Origin of the sequence: Kribbella sp. VKM Ac-2566 (assembly GCF_004366005.1) — a bacterium.
GTDB classification, from domain to species: domain Bacteria; phylum Actinomycetota; class Actinomycetes; order Propionibacteriales; family Kribbellaceae; genus Kribbella; species Kribbella pratensis.
Window position 1 is genome coordinate 251,453 of record NZ_SODT01000011.1, and the last position, 15,905, is coordinate 267,357.

The following is a 15,905-nucleotide window of genomic DNA, read 5'->3' on the forward strand; positions in this document are numbered from 1 at the left end:
ACGCGTGCCGTGCCGGGCCGTCCCTTCCATGATTGCTAGCGGGGCGATGCGGGACCCCAAGCCAATGGGCATGGACAGCGGGCGAGGTGAGTGGCCGGCCTTTCCGGCCGAGTGGTGAACCGGCAGGGTGTCGAGCGTTGACGGCGAGTTCTGCTGTCTTCGGCCCGGCACCCTGTTGGCACGTGCGCGCCAAGCCAAGGGACGCGCCCAGAGCGCAGCGAAGCGGAGCGGCGGGCAGGCGGCCCGCCCTGTGGTGGCGGCGCGCTTTCGGGCCCTGGAGGGGCCCGTCTTGAAGACGTAGAGAAACTTGTCAGGAGAGATCGGGTGATCAACTGACTGGACGCTAGAACGGCGGTGCCTCAAGGGAACCGGGAGTCCAGCTAGTGTCGACGTCCTCAAGCGGTGGCTCATCAAGCTCATGGGTGCTCTGTTCGAACTCTAGAGCCTTCTCGGCGGCGTCGAAGAGGTTCTTGTACGTTACGACTTCAATTCGCGAGAGGTGAGCGTTGTAGGAGCGGATGGTTTGGTCCACAAGCTGCTCCGACACTCCTTGCGCGTGGGCTGGATGGCCGATCACTACCGTTGCGAAGACGCGTCGGAAGTCATACTGCTCGCCCAGATCGCTCTCGTAGATCTTCGATAGCCCCATACCCTGCTCATCCAGGCTGCGCAGATAGTTCATCGCTTGGGCCGTGGCCTCGTGGACATCCGTGCCAACAATCCAGTGATTCCGATGTCTCTTGATCAGCTTCGGGATTACCGGCCCTTTGAGCTCTACGACGTGAAGGGTTCCATCCGCTCCCAGCAGCGGAATGTCGTGTTGATCGAGAGCGGTCAGGTTGCGACGATCGGCAATGCCGGAATAGCGACCGCCGAAGAGCCAATAGGCTTCTCCGATAAGCTTCTGCATCGATGTCTCTGTGGATTCGTTCGACAACGCTGCCGCCTGCAGTTCTGCGACCAACTTCCTCCTGCGGGCAAGGACGGCTATCTCTGACGCAGCGCGACCCTCGTCTGTACTCGCGAGCAATTCCAACACCGAAGGCAAGTCGCTGTGCGTCCGCAAGGCGGTTGCGAGCTGATCTACATCGATCGAATCGCTAAAGAGATCAATCAATGCGGCTGAGGCATCCTGGGAGTCGATAACCCGGTAGCGGCCTGCCTTGGAGATCTGAGACGACAGAAATCCGATCAGCTTCGGTATCTCGTCGTTCTCGCAGACCCATGTGGATTCTGGATTATCGAAATCGTAGCCAGGCTCGTTCCGACGCTTGCGGTAGGTGGAGAACCGCAACTCCTGGCGGCTGATCACCCCAGTCGATCTGTCGCCATAATTGAAGAGGCGAACGGTCTTGCACACCTGAACCCCGACCTTGATGGTCGCGCCTTGGCCTCCCATCTGCCCTGGCCCGACCGGCTCTTGCGATACCCAAACCTTGAACTCATCACGGTCGCTCATGCGCACGCCTCCCCCACAGATGCCGCTTAAGGTTAGCCTCGCATCACTTACGGTGATTTGCCACTCGACGCCGCATGGTTTCCGCTGGGATCTACCTGCCCGGAATAGGCAAGCGATACGACAAGACGTATCGCTCCGATGAGACGACGATGTCTGCGGTCTCCACCGGGCGGTCACGTTCGTAGTAGGTACGCTCAATGACGAGTACAGGGACCCCCGCTGGCACGACGAGCGTTTCGGCCTCATATGGGCGCGCTGCACGACCGGTCACGTCCTCACCAACGTGCGTTATGTGGATCCCGATGCTGTCCATCCTGGGTATTACGCCCGTGATCGAGCCACCTTCGGGGTTCTCGATTGGTGTACCTCCGGTGAGCGCAAGCGGCTCGAAAGACGTGGAGAGCATCACCGGTTCGCCGTCAGCCGTGAAGCGGTAGCTCGTCCGCATCAGAGGATCGCCTTGCTCGATATTGAGTCGATCAGCGATGGCCTTGGACGCAGTGGTTCGACGGCTCTGGTAGTCCCACTCTGGGATCTGTCCGCCGGCCGACGCAGCAGCCGCGAAGGGCGACGATGTTGGGCGCTCAGAGTAGAGGCTGCCTAACACTCGACGCTTCGGAGGCTGGAGCGCCCGGACGAACGACCCCCTCCCTTGCTGCTTGACGATCAGACCTTCAGAACGCAGTACATCTAGTGCTTGCCGGACCACAATTCGAGAGACGCCGTAGTCGGCCATGAAACCTGGCTCGCTCGGCAGTTGGTCTCCAGCCTGGAGAGTGCCCTCGAGGATCTGGCTGCGGATGTCGTCTGCGATCTGCAGGTAGGCAGGACGACCCGTAAAGCCGGTCATAGCCGCAACTCCCCTCTCCTACTCATTAGGACAAGTCTCCCATCACCCTGCTGTGCGCAGTGGAGTGAGGGTCTGCGTGTCGAGATCGAGGCATGTTGACAGCTTGTACTACTCATTATAATGTGTTGCAGACAGTAGAGGTGAGCATCACGAGAGGTGCCCACTCAGACGCCTAGGAAGGGCGATTCCTGATGAAGCTGCAGATCGACACCACGGGCAAGACGTTCACGGTCACCAAGGGTGTGGAGGAGAAGAAGGACCAGAACGGCCGGCAGAAGGCTGACCGGAACACCAACGAGCTGCTCTGGTCGGTTCAGGTGATGGCGCTCGACGAGACGGGCGGCGAGGTGATCAACGTGACTCTGGCGGGCAATGCCATGCCGAAGGTCGCCGTTGGCTCCGTCGTCGTACCGGTCGAGCTGGAGGCCATGCCGTGGGCCACCAGCGGGCGGAACGGTGTCGCGTACAAGGCCAAGAGCCTCAACGCTGCGTCGGGTTCTGCGAAGTAGTTCTCCACTCGTCCCCGTGATTCGTGCACTGCTCAGCTAAGGGGTAGTCATGTCGCAACCGATGGAAGATCGAACCGTCACAGCGAATCAAGCACGGTCCGAGTATGTGGCCAAGTGCAACGAAATCATCGAGATCGAGATGGTACTGACGTACCTCGAAACCGCCCTCGTCCGCGGCCTGGAGGTCGCCGAGCCGGTCGTGACCGACCACCGCGAGGTGCATGCCGTGTACGCGTCTGACGCGTTCTGGCAACTGCTGGAGATGTACCGCGAGGCCGAGAACCGGCGTCGTGATCTGTACGCCGCACGCGACTACGCGCTGCTGGTGTGGAAGTCGGCTTCGCCTGAAGCCACCGCGGTTGACGCCTACGTGTCAACACCGCTGAACAACCACTAGAACAACCGCTGGAAACCAAGAACGGCCCTCGAAAGGGCCGCTCCCTGGAAACGAGACGCCAAGCCGGGTCACAGGCCTGAGAAACCGTCCTGGCTTGGTGTCTTTCCTGACTCAACCCCCTGATCGGGAGGTCTTGTCATGCCCAAATCTACCCGCACGCGCTCGACACGTCGAGCAGGACGCGGACGTACCGCCACCGGAACCATCGAAACGATCATCCGGCCGTCGCAATCGATGCCGGTCAAGGTTCTGCTCGCGGTTTGGCGCTGGCGCTGGGAGCTGCTCGTCCTGGCCAGCATCGCCTACATCACCATCGCCCACGGCGCGGCGATCACCAGCTACTTCCAGTCGAACCCGCTGTGGCTCAACGCCTTGCTGATCATCGTCCTTTGCGGATGGATCATCACCGACAACCCGGCACGCAGGTTCGTCCTGAACCGGATTTGGTGTGTCATCACCCGGCACCGGCTCCGCGCCTGCCTGGTCGAGATGCGGACCCTGAACTACTCAGGGAACCTGCCGTTCATCTTCGGATGCCTGTCCACCAAGACCGGCCAGATCGTCTGGCTGTGGATGCGTCCCGGCTTGTCGATGGAAGACCTCGACAACAAAGCCGAAACCATCGCGTCGGCCTGTTGGGCACGCTCAGCAGTCATCGCCCGCTCCAAGCGCAACGCCGCTGTCGTGCGTATCGAGATCAACCGCCGCGACCCGCTGTCGAAGACACACATCACCTCACCTCTGCTCAACGACACCAGCGATATGCCCGAAGCGGCAGTCGCCGACGACGCAGTCCTGGCGTTCCTCACGCCTGACGACGTCCCAGACGAGTCCACCAACGAAAGGCCGGCCAAAACCGGCAGTGGTGAGACGCGCACTCGAACTTCCAAGACCAAGACCACCGCCGCCGTGAACGACAACCAGGCAGTGATCTTGGGCGCAAACGGAGAAGACGTGTCCGACTATGTCTAGCTTCAAACCCAAGACGGTGTTCCCCCGGCGCAAGCCGGGGGTCACCCCCCGCGTGCCGAACGGTGCGCTCTCCATCTACGACCCGGTCTACCTGGGTCTCGACACACGCGGCAAAGCCGTCTACGTGACGTTGATGTACCGCAACATCCTCATTGGCGGCGAACCCGGCGCCGGAAAGTCCGTAGCCCAAGGCAACATCGTGGCCCATGCCGCGCTCTGCACGGACGTGGATCTCGTCCTGATCGACGGCAAGATCGTTGAACTGCTGCCGTACGCACCGGTGGCAAAAGAGTTCGTCGGCAACGACATGACCAAAGCTCTACGGATCCTGCGTGAACTCCAGAAGGATCTGGACGAGCGCTACCTGCACCTGGCCCGCACCGGCCGCAAGAAGATCGTCGCTGGCGACGGCTTCCGCGCCAAGCTCCTGTGCATCGATGAGCTGGCGTACTTCACCGTCACCGTAGGCACCAAGGAACAGCAAGAAGAGTTCCGCACCCTCGTACGTGACATCGTCGCCCGTGGCCGCGCCGCGGGCATCATCACCGTCGCATCTACACAGCGCCCGTCCGCTGACATCGTCCCGACCTCACTGCGGGACCTGTTCGGCTACCGGCTCGCGTTCCGCTGCGCCACCGACTCCAGCAGCGACATCATCCTCGGCACCGGCTGGGCCTCCCAAGGCCACACCGCCGTGGACATCGAACCCGAAGCCCTTGGTGTCGGACTCCTCCGCGCCGAAGGCGGCGTCCCTCGCCGACTCAAAGGCGCGTTCCTGAACGACCAACACCACCGGCAGATCGTCCGCCGCGCCGCCCACCTAAGGAGGGCCGCATGATCACCATCAAACCCGTCCCCGCCGACGCCTTCACCAGAGTCCGCGACAACGACGGCAACACCGGCTGGCTCCACGACTGCGGAGCCTTCGCCTACTCACCCACCCAACCCCACCGCTGCGGTGTGTGCTGGTCAGCAGGCCGCACAGGCTGGGCTCACAACGGTTCATGGCAACGCGCCTATGTCACCCGGCAGGAGGTGACGGCGTCATGACCCTCTACTACGACGCCAACGGCGGCGAACGCGAAGACCGCATCATCGTCGGCTACGACTTCACCGACAACTCCGTTGCCGGAATCAACCTTGCCTGCAACGGCGAAACACCGCTCGTCGCGATCGACCTCGGCGGAACGCCCATTGAGATCGAACTCATCACTGGCTCCGTCACCGCGATCAGTCAACTGATCGACGCGCTCTACGAAGCCCGGCAACTCCTCGAAGATCACCAGGTCGAACACATCGCCGAGGACATGTCCCGCAACCAAGACGAGGTCTACATCCCCACCGAGTGGACGGAGGACCAGCCATGAGCCGAATCCGATCCCTCGAAGAACTCGTCCGCAACCACCACCGACTGATCAGCAACGCTCTCCGAGCCTTGCAAGACGACGTGGCTGCCCACGAGCGGCACAGTCGCGAACTTGACCCCGACGACGAGGAGTACCAGTACTACGTCGCCGTTGTCGCGAACGACATCTACGACCTCAAGATGCAGGTCGACGGAACGCTCTCGGTCTGGGACGGAAGCAAATGACGCGCACGGCGTCCAAACGCCGCGTGACACGTAAATGTCAAGGCCAGCAGGCCATCACGACAGACCTCGCCCCAACAGCCACTGCACCGGCACCCGAGCCGGTCAAGAAGAAGGCCCCGTCCAAGAAGACCCACCGCTCCGAGCGAGCCGAGGACTGGGCACACACGACAGTCGGCGACCCGTGGCCCTGCGACATCTGCGGACACAACGCCTTCATGCGCGACCCCTACACCGGCCGCCCCTGTCACCTGATCTGCGCCAAAACCCAAGCACACGAAAGGGGAGAGCAATGGTAACCACCACCGACCTCGCACCTGTCGTCCAGGTCCCTGGCCAACTCGACCTCATCGATATGCCGGCCAAACCGGCACCTGCTCCGGTGGCTGCCGCCGCGAAGCCCGCAACCACCACCAAGCTCACCGGACTGACCAACCACAACACCGATGCCCTGTCCGGCATCACCGGCTGGACAGTCACCAGAACCACCGCCGTCTACAACGGCACACCCACCGCCGCCCACAAGGCGGTACAGACCCACATGGACCAGGTCCGCGCCACTCAAGGCGGACGTGTCCACGGCTACACATCACTGATTGCCGTACGCAACAAACTCAAAGAGCTGTCCACCGGCGGCAGTCACCCGGCCGTCTCGGTCACCATCAAACGAGCCAAGAAGGCCACCGCATCGAAGACCCGGACCGGGTCACCCAAAGCGCGACTGACACGTAAGCGTCAAGACGAATACACCACCGCGGAACTCGTCTCCGCACTCGAAACCGCCTGGACCGCGATCCGCACCAACCACACCGAAGTCCCTGCCGTCGTCATCATCGTCGGCTCCGGCACTGCCAGCAAACAAGCCAAGTACGGTCACTTCGCAGCCGCTCGCTGGCAGCACGGCGAACAAGCCCTGGCCGAAGTCCTCATCTCCGGCGAAGGACTCAAACGACCCGTCGAAGAGGTCTTCACCACCCTCCTCCACGAAGCCGCACACGCTCTCGCCAACGTCCGCGAGATCAAAGACACCAGCCGCCAAGGCCGCTGGCACAACCAGAAGTTCGCCGCACTCGCCAGCGAGCTCGGACTCGACACCACCAAAGACCCCCGCATCGGCTGGTCACCCTGCACCCTGCGCACGGAAACCGCGACCACCTACAAGAGCGTCCTGACCGAACTGAAGAAGGCGCTCATCGCCTACCGCCACCCCGAAATGACCGGGGGACAGGCCAAGAAGAACAACAACAACGCCATCGCCTGCGCATGCCAATGCCCACGACGTATCCGCGTCGCCAAAGCAGTCCTCGAAGAAGGCGAGATCACCTGCGGCATCTGCGAATCCACCTTCGAACCCGACGAGTAGGACCGAGCAATCTCAGGGCTCGTTGCTGGCTCTCGCCTCCGGAATCCACGGGGTCCCGGAGACGAGGGCGAACACCGAATCACCAACAGACCACGACCGACCAGCAAAGGAAGGGCACCAACGATGACCACCATGCACAGCGAGTACATCAACGCCTTCGCCGAAGTCACCGTCTACCGCGCCGTTGCCGATAGCACCTTCCTGTGCGACTGGGTCGCCAACGAGCATCTCGACGGGCACGACTGGTGCCCTACCGTTCTCGAACCCGGCGACGACTACACCGTCATCGCTGTCGACGGACAGACCGAGGGCCGCTACTGCCCCGGTTGCGGATACCAGCTCTTCGGCGTCCCCACCCTCGACCCCACCCGCCCGATCACCGCCACGATCACCGATCCGACCGCCGCCTGACACGTAACCGTCAACACCTACCAACCGCAGATTTTCCCGCCCCAACCCCCGTCAGCACCCCCGAAACCAGCTGGCCGGCCTACAAGATTTCCGGTCCACCCCGCCAGAGCACGAGAGGAGGCCCCAGCATGACAAGCGCACAGAACACCACGAACGACGGCACTGCCAGCGCCATCGACGTCCTCAATGGGCTCCTCGGCGGCATCGAGATCGTCGCAGTCCACGAACCCAAGGCAGGCCGGAAGTTCATCCCCGGAGCCGACAACAGCAACACCCCGACCAACGCGGTAGAACACGCACTCCAGCGGGCCGCGCAAACCGCGGACTACACCGCCTGGATCGACCACACCGCCTCCGCAGGCGGCTGCGTCGCCCCCATCCGGCTACGCGGCGAGTCCCACGTCGTCTCCGAACGCACCGGACGCATCGTGTCCACCCGGCACACCGACGACATGCCCGGACAGGTCATCTACAAAGCCTGCGGGAACCGGCGTGCCGCTGTGTGCCCCGCCTGTGCGGAGATCTACCGAGGAGACACCTACCAGCTCGTCCTGGCCGGTCTGACAGGCGGCAAAGGTATCCCCGCCACGGTCGCTCAGCACCCGTCCGCGTTCGTCACCTTCACCGCCCCCACCTTCGGACCCGTGCACGGCACCCGCTCCATCCGTACTCGAGACGGCCAGGTCCGCAACCGGCCCTGCCGACCGCGCCGCGAACCCGAGCTTTGCCCCCACGGGGTTGACCTGCGCTGTCACCAGACCCACCGCGACGGCGAGAAGATCCTCGGCACACCTCTGTGCCTGGATTGCTACGACCATGACCACCAGGTCGTCTGGAACGCTCTCTCGGGTGAGCTGTGGCGACGCACGATGGACCGCACCAAGGAGATCCTGCGGATCGAAGCTAAGAAGCACGGCGCGGCCGTCAAGCTCTCCTACGGCAAGGTCGCCGAAATGCAGGCCAGGGGAGTAGCGCACTTCCACGCCCTCATGCGGCTCGACGGTGTCAACCCGCTCGACCCCGCTGTTATCGAGCCACCGGCGTGCGCTGCGACATTCACGATGCTCGCTGACGCGGTCCGCCGCGCCGCCGTCACTACCCGGTTCCGGTCCCTGCCTCACCCCGACAATCCCGAGGGCTGGCTCATCGCGTGGGGAACCCAACTCGACGTACGCCCGGTACGGCAAGCAGTTGACGGCGCGATCACCGACACCGCCGTCGCCGGATATCTCGCCAAGTACGCCACCAAGGGCGCCGAAGCCACAGGTCACTCATCGGCACGCCTCACCGCCGCGACCGTCAACCGGTACGCCAACCACCACAGCCATGCCGGCCGATTGGTCGACGCCTGCTGGAGACTCGGACGCCCCGGCTCCGACCTGGACGAAACCGAAGCAGCCAAGAACTCCGGACGGCTCTCCTACCGACGACTCCAACGGTGGGCACACATGCTCGGCTTCGGCGGCCACTTCTCCACCAAATCCCGCCAATACTCCACCACCCTCAAAGCACTCCGTGAGGCTCGGGCGAACTGGCGACGCGACCACCACCGCACCCAAGACCACACCGACGACACCGAAACCACACTCATCGTCGGCAACTTCACCTACGCAGGCACTGGTTGGAAGACCACCGGTGACGCACTTCTCGCCAACACCGCCGCCGCCAAGGCCCGCGAGCACCGACGACTGATCAAGGAACTGTTTGCCGAGGACAACGACTGACACGTAACTGTCAAGCGAGAGGAGGAAACAATGACTGACCTGCAGATTTTCATGACCGTTGAAGAGGCCGCAAAAGCGTTGCGGATCGGTCGAACGCGCATGTTCGCATTGATCGCTAGCGGAGAAGTTGAGTCGGTGTTGATCGGTCGCTCTCGTCGAATCTCGATTGATGCGCTTCGAGAGTTTGCCTACAAGTTGCCGCAAGACGCGGCCTGAAAAGAGGTGAAGACATGGCCAAGTCCGCGAATCAGCGATCATCGATTTACGAAGGCACGGACGGATACTGGCACGGTTGGGTGACCGTCGGCGTAAAAGCGAACGGCAAGCCCGATCGTAGGCATCGCATGGCGAAGACTCAGGCGGAGGTTACTGAAAAGGTCCGGGACCTCGAACGTAAACGCGACGCCGGTCAAGTGAGCAAGGCTTCTCGCAAGAAGATGACGGTCGGACAGTGGGCTGTCATCTGGTTGACGGAGGTTGCGCCACGTACGGCCAGTGAGTCGACAATCGAGTCTGTGTACCGGCCGCGCTTGGTCAACTGGATACTTCCACGCATTGGGCATCAAAAGCTGGAGAGGCTTGGCCCGGAGCATCTGGACGCGTTGTACCTCGAAGTTGCGCGTGACGGGTTGTCCGAGAAATCCGTTCTGATGGTCCACCAGATCATTAAGCGGATGCTGAAAATGGCCATGCGGCGAAATCTGGTCGGGAGGAATGTTGCAGATCTCGTTGACTCGCCGAGTCACGATGATTCGGATTTTGATGCACTGGAGGAGCTGGAGGCAAAGACGATCCTTCGTCACTCGGCCAATGTTCGCAACGGAGCACGGTGGTCCGTTGCATTCGCGCTCGGGTTACGCCAGGCGGAAGCATTGGGGATGCGCTGGAAGTATCTCGACCTCGACGCGGGGCGAGTTCAGGTATGGCAATTGAAGCGCACAAGATTCAGGCACGGCTGCGATGATGTAGCAGAGTGCACGAAGAATCGCCACCGCGACGTATGCCGAGCCGGGTGCGACAAGCACGCGAGATACTGTCCAGCGCGGACCGGTGGGGAGTGGGTGTTCCGAAAGCCCAAGGGCAAGAAGGTGCGTTGGGTGCCCATTCCTGTTGAGCTCGTTGACCAGCTTCGTACCCACCGTGCGGCACAGGCAGCCGAGCGACTTGCGGCCGGCACTTCTTGGGAAGACTGGGATCTCGTCTTTGCGGACCAGCGGGGGAGACCAATCAACCCACGGCGGGACTGGGCCGAATTCAAAGCCATGCTCGCGTCAAGCGGCATCCGGGACGCAAGACCTCATGACGCTCGACACACAGCCGCCACTCTGCTGCTGGAACAAGGCGTTGACATCCGGGTCGTCCAGGAGATCCTTGGCCATGCCTCCTTGGCCGTGACGAAGCGGTACGCCCATGTCCGGGACAAGCTGACCCGCGACGCCGCTGAGAAGATGGGGAAGGCGCTGTGGTCCTGACGGCGATTGCAACTAGCGGTGCAACTGCCGCACCCTCGCCTAAGTCGCTGCTTATATCACGCTATGTGATATCCGCAGGTGAGGGCCGGTTGTGCCCGGGACGGGATTCGAACCCGTATGCCTTTCGGCCGCGAGGTTTAAGCTCGCTGCGTCTGCCGTTCCGCCACCCGGGCTCGGGACGAGGGTACTCGTTACAGGTAGGTCTTTCGGGGGTACACGGCGTGGGCGCCGGCTACTCGGTCCAGGAACAGCTTTCCGCTGCAGTGGTCGATCTCGTGCTGGAGTGCGCGGGCCTCGAACGCGTCGGTGGTGATCGTGACCTGGTCCGTCGTACCGGGCAGGACTCCGGTGACCGTCAGCCGGGTCGCACGTTTGACGTCGCCGGTGAAGTCCGGCACCGACATGCACCCTTCGCGAGCCTTCTCGTTGCGTGAGGCCTCGACGACGACCGCGTTGCACAGAACGAAGACGCCGTGACAGGTACGCGTCTTCGGGTGATTGGTCACGTCGAGCGAGAACATCTGCGCAGCGACACCAACCTGCGGCGCCGCGAGTCCGACGCACCCGGGCGAGACCCGCATGGTCGCCACGAGGTCCGCGGCGAGCTGGATCATGTCCGGGTCGAGCGGGTCCACCTCCGCGCTCTCCGTCGCGAGCACCGGGTGCGGCGCGCGGACGACCTCGAGTACGGCGCCCTGGACATCCAGACGCGCAGGGGACCAGTCCGTGATCACAGTTCGTCGCTCTCGGCCGGGCGCAGCGTGACACCCACTCCGAGTTCCTCGGCGGTGATCTCGAGCGCCCGGTCCAGCATCTCGAGCTCCGCCGTCGGCGGCAGCTCGACCTCCGCGGTCAGCACGTACAGCCCGCCGCTCAGCCGCGTCGCCAGATCCGTGATCGTGCCTCCGGCGGCCGCGATCATCCGCGTCACCGCCGCCACGATCCCCGGCCGGTCCGCGCCGTGGACGCTCAGCATGTACGGCGCACCGATCGGCGCATGCTCGTGCTCGGGGCCCATCTTGCGGACCGTGATGACCAGCTCGCCGCGCAGTGGCTCGAGCGCCGACTTCACCTCGTCGAACGGTCCGGCGCAGACGATCATCATCGCGAAGTGGCCGCGCAGCAGCGTCATGGTCGAGTCCTCGAGGTTGACCCCGGTACCGACCAGGGCCTCGGTGACGTCGGCGATGATCCCCGGGCGGTCCGGGCCGATGACGGTGACAGCGAGCTGACTCATGCCCGGCAACCTACCGCCGACCTAAGTACCTGATCGCACCGACTTCGGTATCCGGACACCCGCATCCACCCCGGAGATCGCTTACCCACCGCTACATTCAAGTCATGAGTGAGCGCAAGCGTCCGCGTCGTACGGCCATGAACTGGGTCGTGGACAGTGTGTCGTTCGTGCTCGCGGTGTGCCTCGCGCTGCTCGCCTACAGCGAGGGTGAGGGCGATGCGGTGCCGCGGACGCTGATCGCGATCGACTTCTGGTCGGGCATGGCGCTGTGCCTGACCCTGTGGTTCCGGCGCCGCTGGCCCGTCCCACTGGCGATTCTCGCGGCCGCCGTCTCGGTGTACTCCGACGCCGCGGCCGGGCCGACGCTCGTGCTGGTCATGACCGTCGCCGTCCACAAGCCGTGGCGGACCTCGATCTGGGTCTTCGCGCTGAACTTCGTCGCCACGCTCAGCTATCTCCAGGTGCGGCACAAGGAGGACTGGAAAACTCAGCTCCTCATCGGCATCACTCTGTACGCCGCCATGGCGGGCTGGGGGTTCTACATCCGGTCCCGGCGGCAGCTCCTGCAGACGCTGCGGGACCGGGCGGATCGGGCCGAGACCGTGGCGACACTGCAGGCCGAGCAGGCGCAGCTGCGGGCGCGCGAGGAGATCGCTCGCGAGATGCACGACGTACTCGGGCATCGGCTGTCGTTGCTCAGCGTGCATGCCGGTGCGTTGGCGTACCGCCCGGACGCGTCCACGGCCGAGGTCGCGGGTGCCGCGGAGATCATCCGGGCGAGCGCACACCAGGCGCTGCAGGATCTCCGCGAGGTGATCGGCGTACTGCGCGCTCCTGTCGGCGAGCTCCCGCAGCCTGCGTTCGCTGACTTGCCTGCGCTCGTGGAGGGTTCGCGGGAGGCGGGCATTCCGGTCGAGTTGACGCTGGATGCTCCGGGCGCGATGCCGGAGCACGTCGGGCGTACGGCGTACCGGATCGTGCAGGAAGGTCTGACGAACGCGGTCAAGCATGCGCCGGGGGAGCGGGTGACGATCAGCGTGACCGGTGCCCCAGGCAACGGACTGTCGGTCGAGCTGCGCAACCCGGCGCCGAACCGCCGGCGCGGCGACGGCCAAGGTTTGAAGGGCCTCAGCGAACGCGCCGCCCTGGTCGAAGGCCGCGTCGAACACGGCCGCACCCCCGAAGGCGACTTCCGCCTCCACGCCTGGCTACCGTGGCCCGCATGACGGTGTTGAATGGCGCGCCTCCAGGGTCAGGAGGCTGTGGCTCATGACCATTCGGGTGTTGATCGTGGATGACGATCCGTTGTTGCGGGCCGGGCTGAAGTTGATGCTGGGCGGCGCAGAGGACATCCGTGTGGTCGGGGAGGCTGGTGACGGGTCCGGCGTACAGGGCCTGATCGACCGGCTCGCTCCGGACGTGATCCTGATGGACATCCGGATGCCCGGCACCGACGGCCTGACCGCGACAGAAGCGGTACGGCGCCGCCCGGGCGCGCCTGAGGTCGTCATCCTCACCACCTTCGACGCCGACGAGCACGTCCTGCGCGCCCTCCGCGCCGGCGCCGCCGGGTTCATCCTGAAGGACACCCCGCCCGCCGAGATCGTCGAGTCGGTACGCCGGATCGCGGCCGGACATCCCGTCCTCTCGCCGGCCGTCACCAAACGCCTCATCACCCGCGTCGCCGACTCCGGCCAGGACAACCGCAAGACCAAGGCCGCCGCCCGCCTCGCGGACCTGAACGACCGTGAACGCGAGATCGCTGTCGCCGTCGGCGAGGGGAAGTCGAACGCCGAGATCAGCGCGACGCTCTACCTCAGCGTCCCGACCGTGAAGACGCACGTCTCCCGCATCCTCACGAAACTCGACCTGAACAACCGAGTCCAGATCGCCCTCCTCGTCCACGACGCGGACCTGCTGCGCGACTGACGCGGTTCGAGCACACCACGACGCCGCCCTGCCGCACGAATAACGCGGCTCAAGCACACCACGAGACGTCGGTCTGCTGCGCGACTAACGCGGTTCGAGCACCACCACCGCGGTCGTTCTCGGGCGGCGATCGGCGTACTCGTCGAGGTTCTTGTCGAGCTCCTGCCAGCGGCCCCACAGCCGCGTGCGTTCCCCGCCCTCCGCGGCGCGTCCGCGGACCGGTCGTTGCCCGTCGACGAGGACGGCCTCGGCGTCCGGGTGCGCCAGCAGATTCAGCCACCAGGCCGGTTCGGGTGCGCCCCAGCCGTTCATCGCGAGGGTGACCAGGTTCGGCCCGTCCTCGACGTACCCGAGAATCACGCTCCGCGGTTCCCCGGTCCGCCGGCCGATCACGGTGAGCCGCAACAGGCCGTACTTCTTGCCCCGCGGTCGTGAGAGACCTTTGCGGCCCTTGCTGGCGTTGTAGAGACCTCGATGGACCTTCCAGGCCGCGCGGACGAACCAGCGCGGCGGCAGCATCGCTTTACTCATGTCCCCCTCCAGACACTCGTGCACAGCGTCGCAGAGCGGGACGGCGAAAAGAAGGCCGGGCCCCCGGCGAGTTGGGGGCCCGGCCGATCAGGTGTTTCGCTACGACTGCGTTGCCCGGCGGAACTCTTCGTTCGGGGTCTGCAGGCTGCCGAGGCTGGTGACCTCGCGGCGGAAGAACAGCGCCAGGGTCCAGTCCAGGATGACGCGGGCCTTCCGGTTGAAGGTGGGTACGCGGGACACGTGGTAGGTCCGGTGCAGGAACCAGGCCAGCCAGCCCTTCACCTTCACGCCGTACAGCTGCGCGACGCCCTTGTGCAGGCCGAGGCTCGCGACAGAGCCGACGTACTTGTGCTCGTAGTCCTGTGGCGGCTGCCCGTCGACCACCCGGAGGATGTTCGCCGCGAGGCGACGCGCCTGCCGTACGGCGTGCTGCGCGTTCGGGGCGCAGTACGCACCGGTCTCACTCGTCAGGTCCGGTACGGCGGCGTTGTCGCCGGCGGTCCAGGCGTCGTCGACACCCTCGATCCGCAGGTTCGGCAGCGTCTTGACCCGGCCCTTCTCGTCCAGCGGGAAGTCGGTCGCGGCAAGCGCCGGATTCGCCTTCACGCCCGCGGTCCAGACGATCGTGTCGGCGTCGAACTCCTCGCCGTCACTGAGGATCACGTGACCCTTCTCGCAGGACTCCAGCCGGGTCTCCAGCCGGATGTCCATGTTCCGCTTGCGGAGCTGGTCCACGGTGTACTTGCCGAGATCCGTGCCGACCTCGGGGAGGATCCGGTTGGTGGCCTCGACCAGGACCCAGCGCATGTCCTCGGGCTTGATGTTGTCGTAGTAGCGGGTGGCGTAGCGGGCCATGTCCTCGAGCTCGGCGAACGCCTCCACACCGGCGTACCCGCCGCCGATGAAGACGAACGTGAGCGCGGACTTGCGCAGCGCGGGGTCGGGCTGCGACGACGCGACGTCGAGCCGGTCCAGGACCTTGTTGCGCAGGGCGATGGCCTCTTCGACGTTCTTGAACCCGGTCGCTTCCTCGGCCAGGCCGGGGATGGGCAGCGTGCGGGCGATCGAGCCGAGCGCGACCACGATCTGGTCGTAGGCGAGCTCGTACTCCGGGCCCTCCTCGGGCATCACCTTGGCGACCTTGTTCGCGTGATCGATCCCCGTCACGCGACCCGTCACCACCCGGCAGCCCTTGAGGGTCTTGCGCAGCGGCACCACGACGTGCCGCGGCTCCACCGAACCGGCCGCGGCTTCCGGCAGGAACGGCTGGTAGGTCATCACCGACCGCGGGTCGACCACAGTCACCCGGATCCGACCCTTACGGGCGGCGCGGCGCAGGCCGTACGCGGTGTACATCCCGACGTAACCGCCTCCGACGACGAGGATGTGCGGCACCTGGGCTGTCATGGGGTTCACTCTCCCTGAGTGGATCTCCGACTTCATGTTCACTTCAACGCTAAACG

Annotated in this window: 20 protein-coding genes and 1 tRNA gene; 14 read left to right on the forward strand and 7 right to left on the reverse strand. The window is 64.4% G+C overall.

Annotated features, from left to right (window positions below):
- Positions 1-343 precede the first annotated feature (343 nt).
- Both EV647_RS23885 and EV647_RS23890 read right to left on the reverse strand, forming a co-directional pair.
- On the reverse strand, positions 344-1,459 hold the full coding sequence (locus EV647_RS23885) for a Shedu anti-phage system protein SduA domain-containing protein (protein ID WP_166680425.1): 1,116 nt from the start codon (positions 1,457-1,459) through the stop codon (positions 344-346).
- Between the two features lie 91 nt (positions 1,460-1,550).
- A complete protein-coding gene (locus tag EV647_RS23890; protein WP_134006479.1) occupies positions 1,551-2,309 on the reverse strand; it encodes a GntR family transcriptional regulator in 759 nt (252 codons plus the stop codon).
- Between the two features lie 191 nt (positions 2,310-2,500).
- On the opposite strand from EV647_RS23890, the gene EV647_RS23895 reads away from it, so the two are divergent.
- From EV647_RS23895 to EV647_RS23950, 12 genes are all read left to right on the forward strand, one after another.
- Positions 2,501-2,818: a hypothetical protein gene (locus EV647_RS23895; RefSeq protein ID WP_134006481.1), complete on the forward strand. Its 318-nt coding sequence runs from the start codon at positions 2,501-2,503 to the stop codon at positions 2,816-2,818.
- Between the two features lie 106 nt (positions 2,819-2,924).
- Positions 2,925-3,215 carry a hypothetical protein gene (locus EV647_RS23900; protein WP_134006483.1) on the forward strand — a complete coding sequence of 97 codons (291 nt, stop codon included), beginning with the start codon at positions 2,925-2,927 and terminating at the stop codon, positions 3,213-3,215.
- A 138-nt stretch (positions 3,216-3,353) separates the two neighbouring features.
- Positions 3,354-4,187, forward strand: coding sequence for a hypothetical protein (locus EV647_RS23905; RefSeq protein ID WP_134006485.1), 834 nt, complete (start codon positions 3,354-3,356; stop codon positions 4,185-4,187).
- A gap of 52 nt (positions 4,188-4,239) precedes the next feature.
- The gene (locus EV647_RS23910) at positions 4,240-5,025 is read left to right on the forward strand and encodes an FtsK/SpoIIIE domain-containing protein (RefSeq protein WP_238177361.1); all 786 of its coding nucleotides are present in this window, start codon (positions 4,240-4,242) and stop codon (positions 5,023-5,025) included.
- Positions 5,022-5,237, forward strand: coding sequence for a hypothetical protein (locus EV647_RS23915; RefSeq protein WP_134006489.1), 216 nt, complete (start codon positions 5,022-5,024; stop codon positions 5,235-5,237). The genes EV647_RS23910 and EV647_RS23915 overlap by 4 nt, the downstream gene beginning before the upstream one ends.
- Positions 5,234-5,554, forward strand: a complete 321-nt coding sequence (locus tag EV647_RS23920) for a hypothetical protein (protein WP_134006491.1) — start codon at positions 5,234-5,236, stop codon at positions 5,552-5,554. The genes EV647_RS23915 and EV647_RS23920 overlap by 4 nt, the downstream gene beginning before the upstream one ends.
- A complete protein-coding gene (locus EV647_RS23925) occupies positions 5,551-5,778 on the forward strand; it encodes a hypothetical protein (protein ID WP_134006493.1) in 228 nt (75 codons plus the stop codon). Before EV647_RS23920 ends, EV647_RS23925 begins: the two co-directional genes overlap by 4 nt.
- 379 nt (positions 5,779-6,157) lie before the next feature.
- The gene (locus EV647_RS23930) at positions 6,158-7,138 is read left to right on the forward strand and encodes a hypothetical protein (protein WP_134006495.1); all 981 of its coding nucleotides are present in this window, start codon (positions 6,158-6,160) and stop codon (positions 7,136-7,138) included.
- A 123-nt stretch (positions 7,139-7,261) separates the two neighbouring features.
- Positions 7,262-7,549, forward strand: coding sequence for a hypothetical protein (locus EV647_RS23935; RefSeq protein WP_134006497.1), 288 nt, complete (start codon positions 7,262-7,264; stop codon positions 7,547-7,549).
- 128 nt (positions 7,550-7,677) lie between these two features.
- On the forward strand, positions 7,678-9,273 hold the full coding sequence (locus tag EV647_RS23940) for a replication initiator (protein ID WP_134006499.1): 1,596 nt from the start codon (positions 7,678-7,680) through the stop codon (positions 9,271-9,273).
- 30 nt (positions 9,274-9,303) lie between these two features.
- Positions 9,304-9,489 (forward strand): excisionase family DNA-binding protein, encoded by a 186-nt coding sequence (locus tag EV647_RS23945; protein ID WP_134006501.1) that lies wholly within the window; start codon positions 9,304-9,306, stop codon positions 9,487-9,489.
- Positions 9,490-9,503: 14 nt separating this feature from the next.
- Complete coding sequence (locus EV647_RS23950; RefSeq protein ID WP_202876300.1) at positions 9,504-10,745, forward strand: site-specific integrase; 1,242 nt, start codon at positions 9,504-9,506, stop codon at positions 10,743-10,745.
- Positions 10,746-10,837: 92 nt separating this feature from the next.
- On the opposite strand, the gene EV647_RS23955 is transcribed toward EV647_RS23950, so the two are convergent.
- The 3 genes from EV647_RS23955 to EV647_RS23965 all read right to left on the reverse strand — a co-directional run bounded on the left by EV647_RS23955 (position 10,838) and on the right by EV647_RS23965 (position 11,982).
- Positions 10,838-10,918, reverse strand: a tRNA-Leu gene (locus EV647_RS23955).
- An 18-nt stretch (positions 10,919-10,936) separates the two neighbouring features.
- Positions 10,937-11,479, reverse strand: a complete 543-nt coding sequence (gene def, locus EV647_RS23960) for a peptide deformylase (protein WP_134006503.1) — start codon at positions 11,477-11,479, stop codon at positions 10,937-10,939.
- The gene (locus EV647_RS23965; protein ID WP_130384223.1) at positions 11,476-11,982 is read right to left on the reverse strand and encodes a glycine cleavage system protein R; all 507 of its coding nucleotides are present in this window, start codon (positions 11,980-11,982) and stop codon (positions 11,476-11,478) included. Before EV647_RS23965 ends, def begins: the two co-directional genes overlap by 4 nt.
- Positions 11,983-12,086: 104 nt before the next feature.
- Here EV647_RS23965 and EV647_RS23970 point away from each other — a divergent pair, with 104 nt between their 5' ends.
- Together EV647_RS23970 and EV647_RS23975 are read left to right on the forward strand one after the other, a co-directional pair.
- Positions 12,087-13,208 carry a sensor histidine kinase gene (locus EV647_RS23970; protein ID WP_134006505.1) on the forward strand — a complete coding sequence of 374 codons (1,122 nt, stop codon included), beginning with the start codon at positions 12,087-12,089 and terminating at the stop codon, positions 13,206-13,208.
- Between the two features lie 43 nt (positions 13,209-13,251).
- Positions 13,252-13,911 carry a response regulator transcription factor gene (locus EV647_RS23975; RefSeq protein WP_134006507.1) on the forward strand — a complete coding sequence of 220 codons (660 nt, stop codon included), beginning with the start codon at positions 13,252-13,254 and terminating at the stop codon, positions 13,909-13,911.
- 84 nt (positions 13,912-13,995) lie between these two features.
- Here the strand turns inward: EV647_RS23975 and EV647_RS23980 are convergent, their stop codons facing one another.
- On the reverse strand, positions 13,996-14,442 hold the full coding sequence (locus tag EV647_RS23980) for a nitroreductase/quinone reductase family protein (RefSeq protein ID WP_134006509.1): 447 nt from the start codon (positions 14,440-14,442) through the stop codon (positions 13,996-13,998).
- A gap of 99 nt (positions 14,443-14,541) precedes the next feature.
- Complete coding sequence (locus EV647_RS23985; RefSeq protein ID WP_133782922.1) at positions 14,542-15,849, reverse strand: NAD(P)/FAD-dependent oxidoreductase; 1,308 nt, start codon at positions 15,847-15,849, stop codon at positions 14,542-14,544.
- Positions 15,850-15,905 lie beyond the last annotated feature (56 nt).

Coding starts and splice junctions, on each gene's coding strand:
- EV647_RS23920 (WP_134006491.1), top strand. CDS start 5,234: ATGACCCTCTACTACGACGCCAACGGCGGCGAACGCGAAGACCGCATC.
- EV647_RS23890 (WP_134006479.1), bottom strand. CDS start 2,309: ATGACCGGCTTTACGGGTCGTCCTGCCTACCTGCAGATCGCAGACGAC.
- EV647_RS23925 (WP_134006493.1), top strand. CDS start 5,551: ATGAGCCGAATCCGATCCCTCGAAGAACTCGTCCGCAACCACCACCGA.
- EV647_RS23905 (WP_134006485.1), top strand. CDS start 3,354: ATGCCCAAATCTACCCGCACGCGCTCGACACGTCGAGCAGGACGCGGA.
- EV647_RS23980 (WP_134006509.1), bottom strand. CDS start 14,442: ATGAGTAAAGCGATGCTGCCGCCGCGCTGGTTCGTCCGCGCGGCCTGG.
- EV647_RS23945 (WP_134006501.1), top strand. CDS start 9,304: ATGACTGACCTGCAGATTTTCATGACCGTTGAAGAGGCCGCAAAAGCG.
- EV647_RS23970 (WP_134006505.1), top strand. CDS start 12,087: ATGAGTGAGCGCAAGCGTCCGCGTCGTACGGCCATGAACTGGGTCGTG.
- EV647_RS23885 (WP_166680425.1), bottom strand. CDS start 1,459: ATGAGCGACCGTGATGAGTTCAAGGTTTGGGTATCGCAAGAGCCGGTC.
- EV647_RS23935 (WP_134006497.1), top strand. CDS start 7,262: ATGACCACCATGCACAGCGAGTACATCAACGCCTTCGCCGAAGTCACC.
- EV647_RS23895 (WP_134006481.1), top strand. CDS start 2,501: ATGAAGCTGCAGATCGACACCACGGGCAAGACGTTCACGGTCACCAAG.
- EV647_RS23940 (WP_134006499.1), top strand. CDS start 7,678: ATGACAAGCGCACAGAACACCACGAACGACGGCACTGCCAGCGCCATC.
- EV647_RS23975 (WP_134006507.1), top strand. CDS start 13,252: ATGACCATTCGGGTGTTGATCGTGGATGACGATCCGTTGTTGCGGGCC.
- EV647_RS23985 (WP_133782922.1), bottom strand. CDS start 15,849: ATGACAGCCCAGGTGCCGCACATCCTCGTCGTCGGAGGCGGTTACGTC.
- EV647_RS23915 (WP_134006489.1), top strand. CDS start 5,022: ATGATCACCATCAAACCCGTCCCCGCCGACGCCTTCACCAGAGTCCGC.
- EV647_RS23950 (WP_202876300.1), top strand. CDS start 9,504: ATGGCCAAGTCCGCGAATCAGCGATCATCGATTTACGAAGGCACGGAC.
- EV647_RS23965 (WP_130384223.1), bottom strand. CDS start 11,982: ATGAGTCAGCTCGCTGTCACCGTCATCGGCCCGGACCGCCCGGGGATC.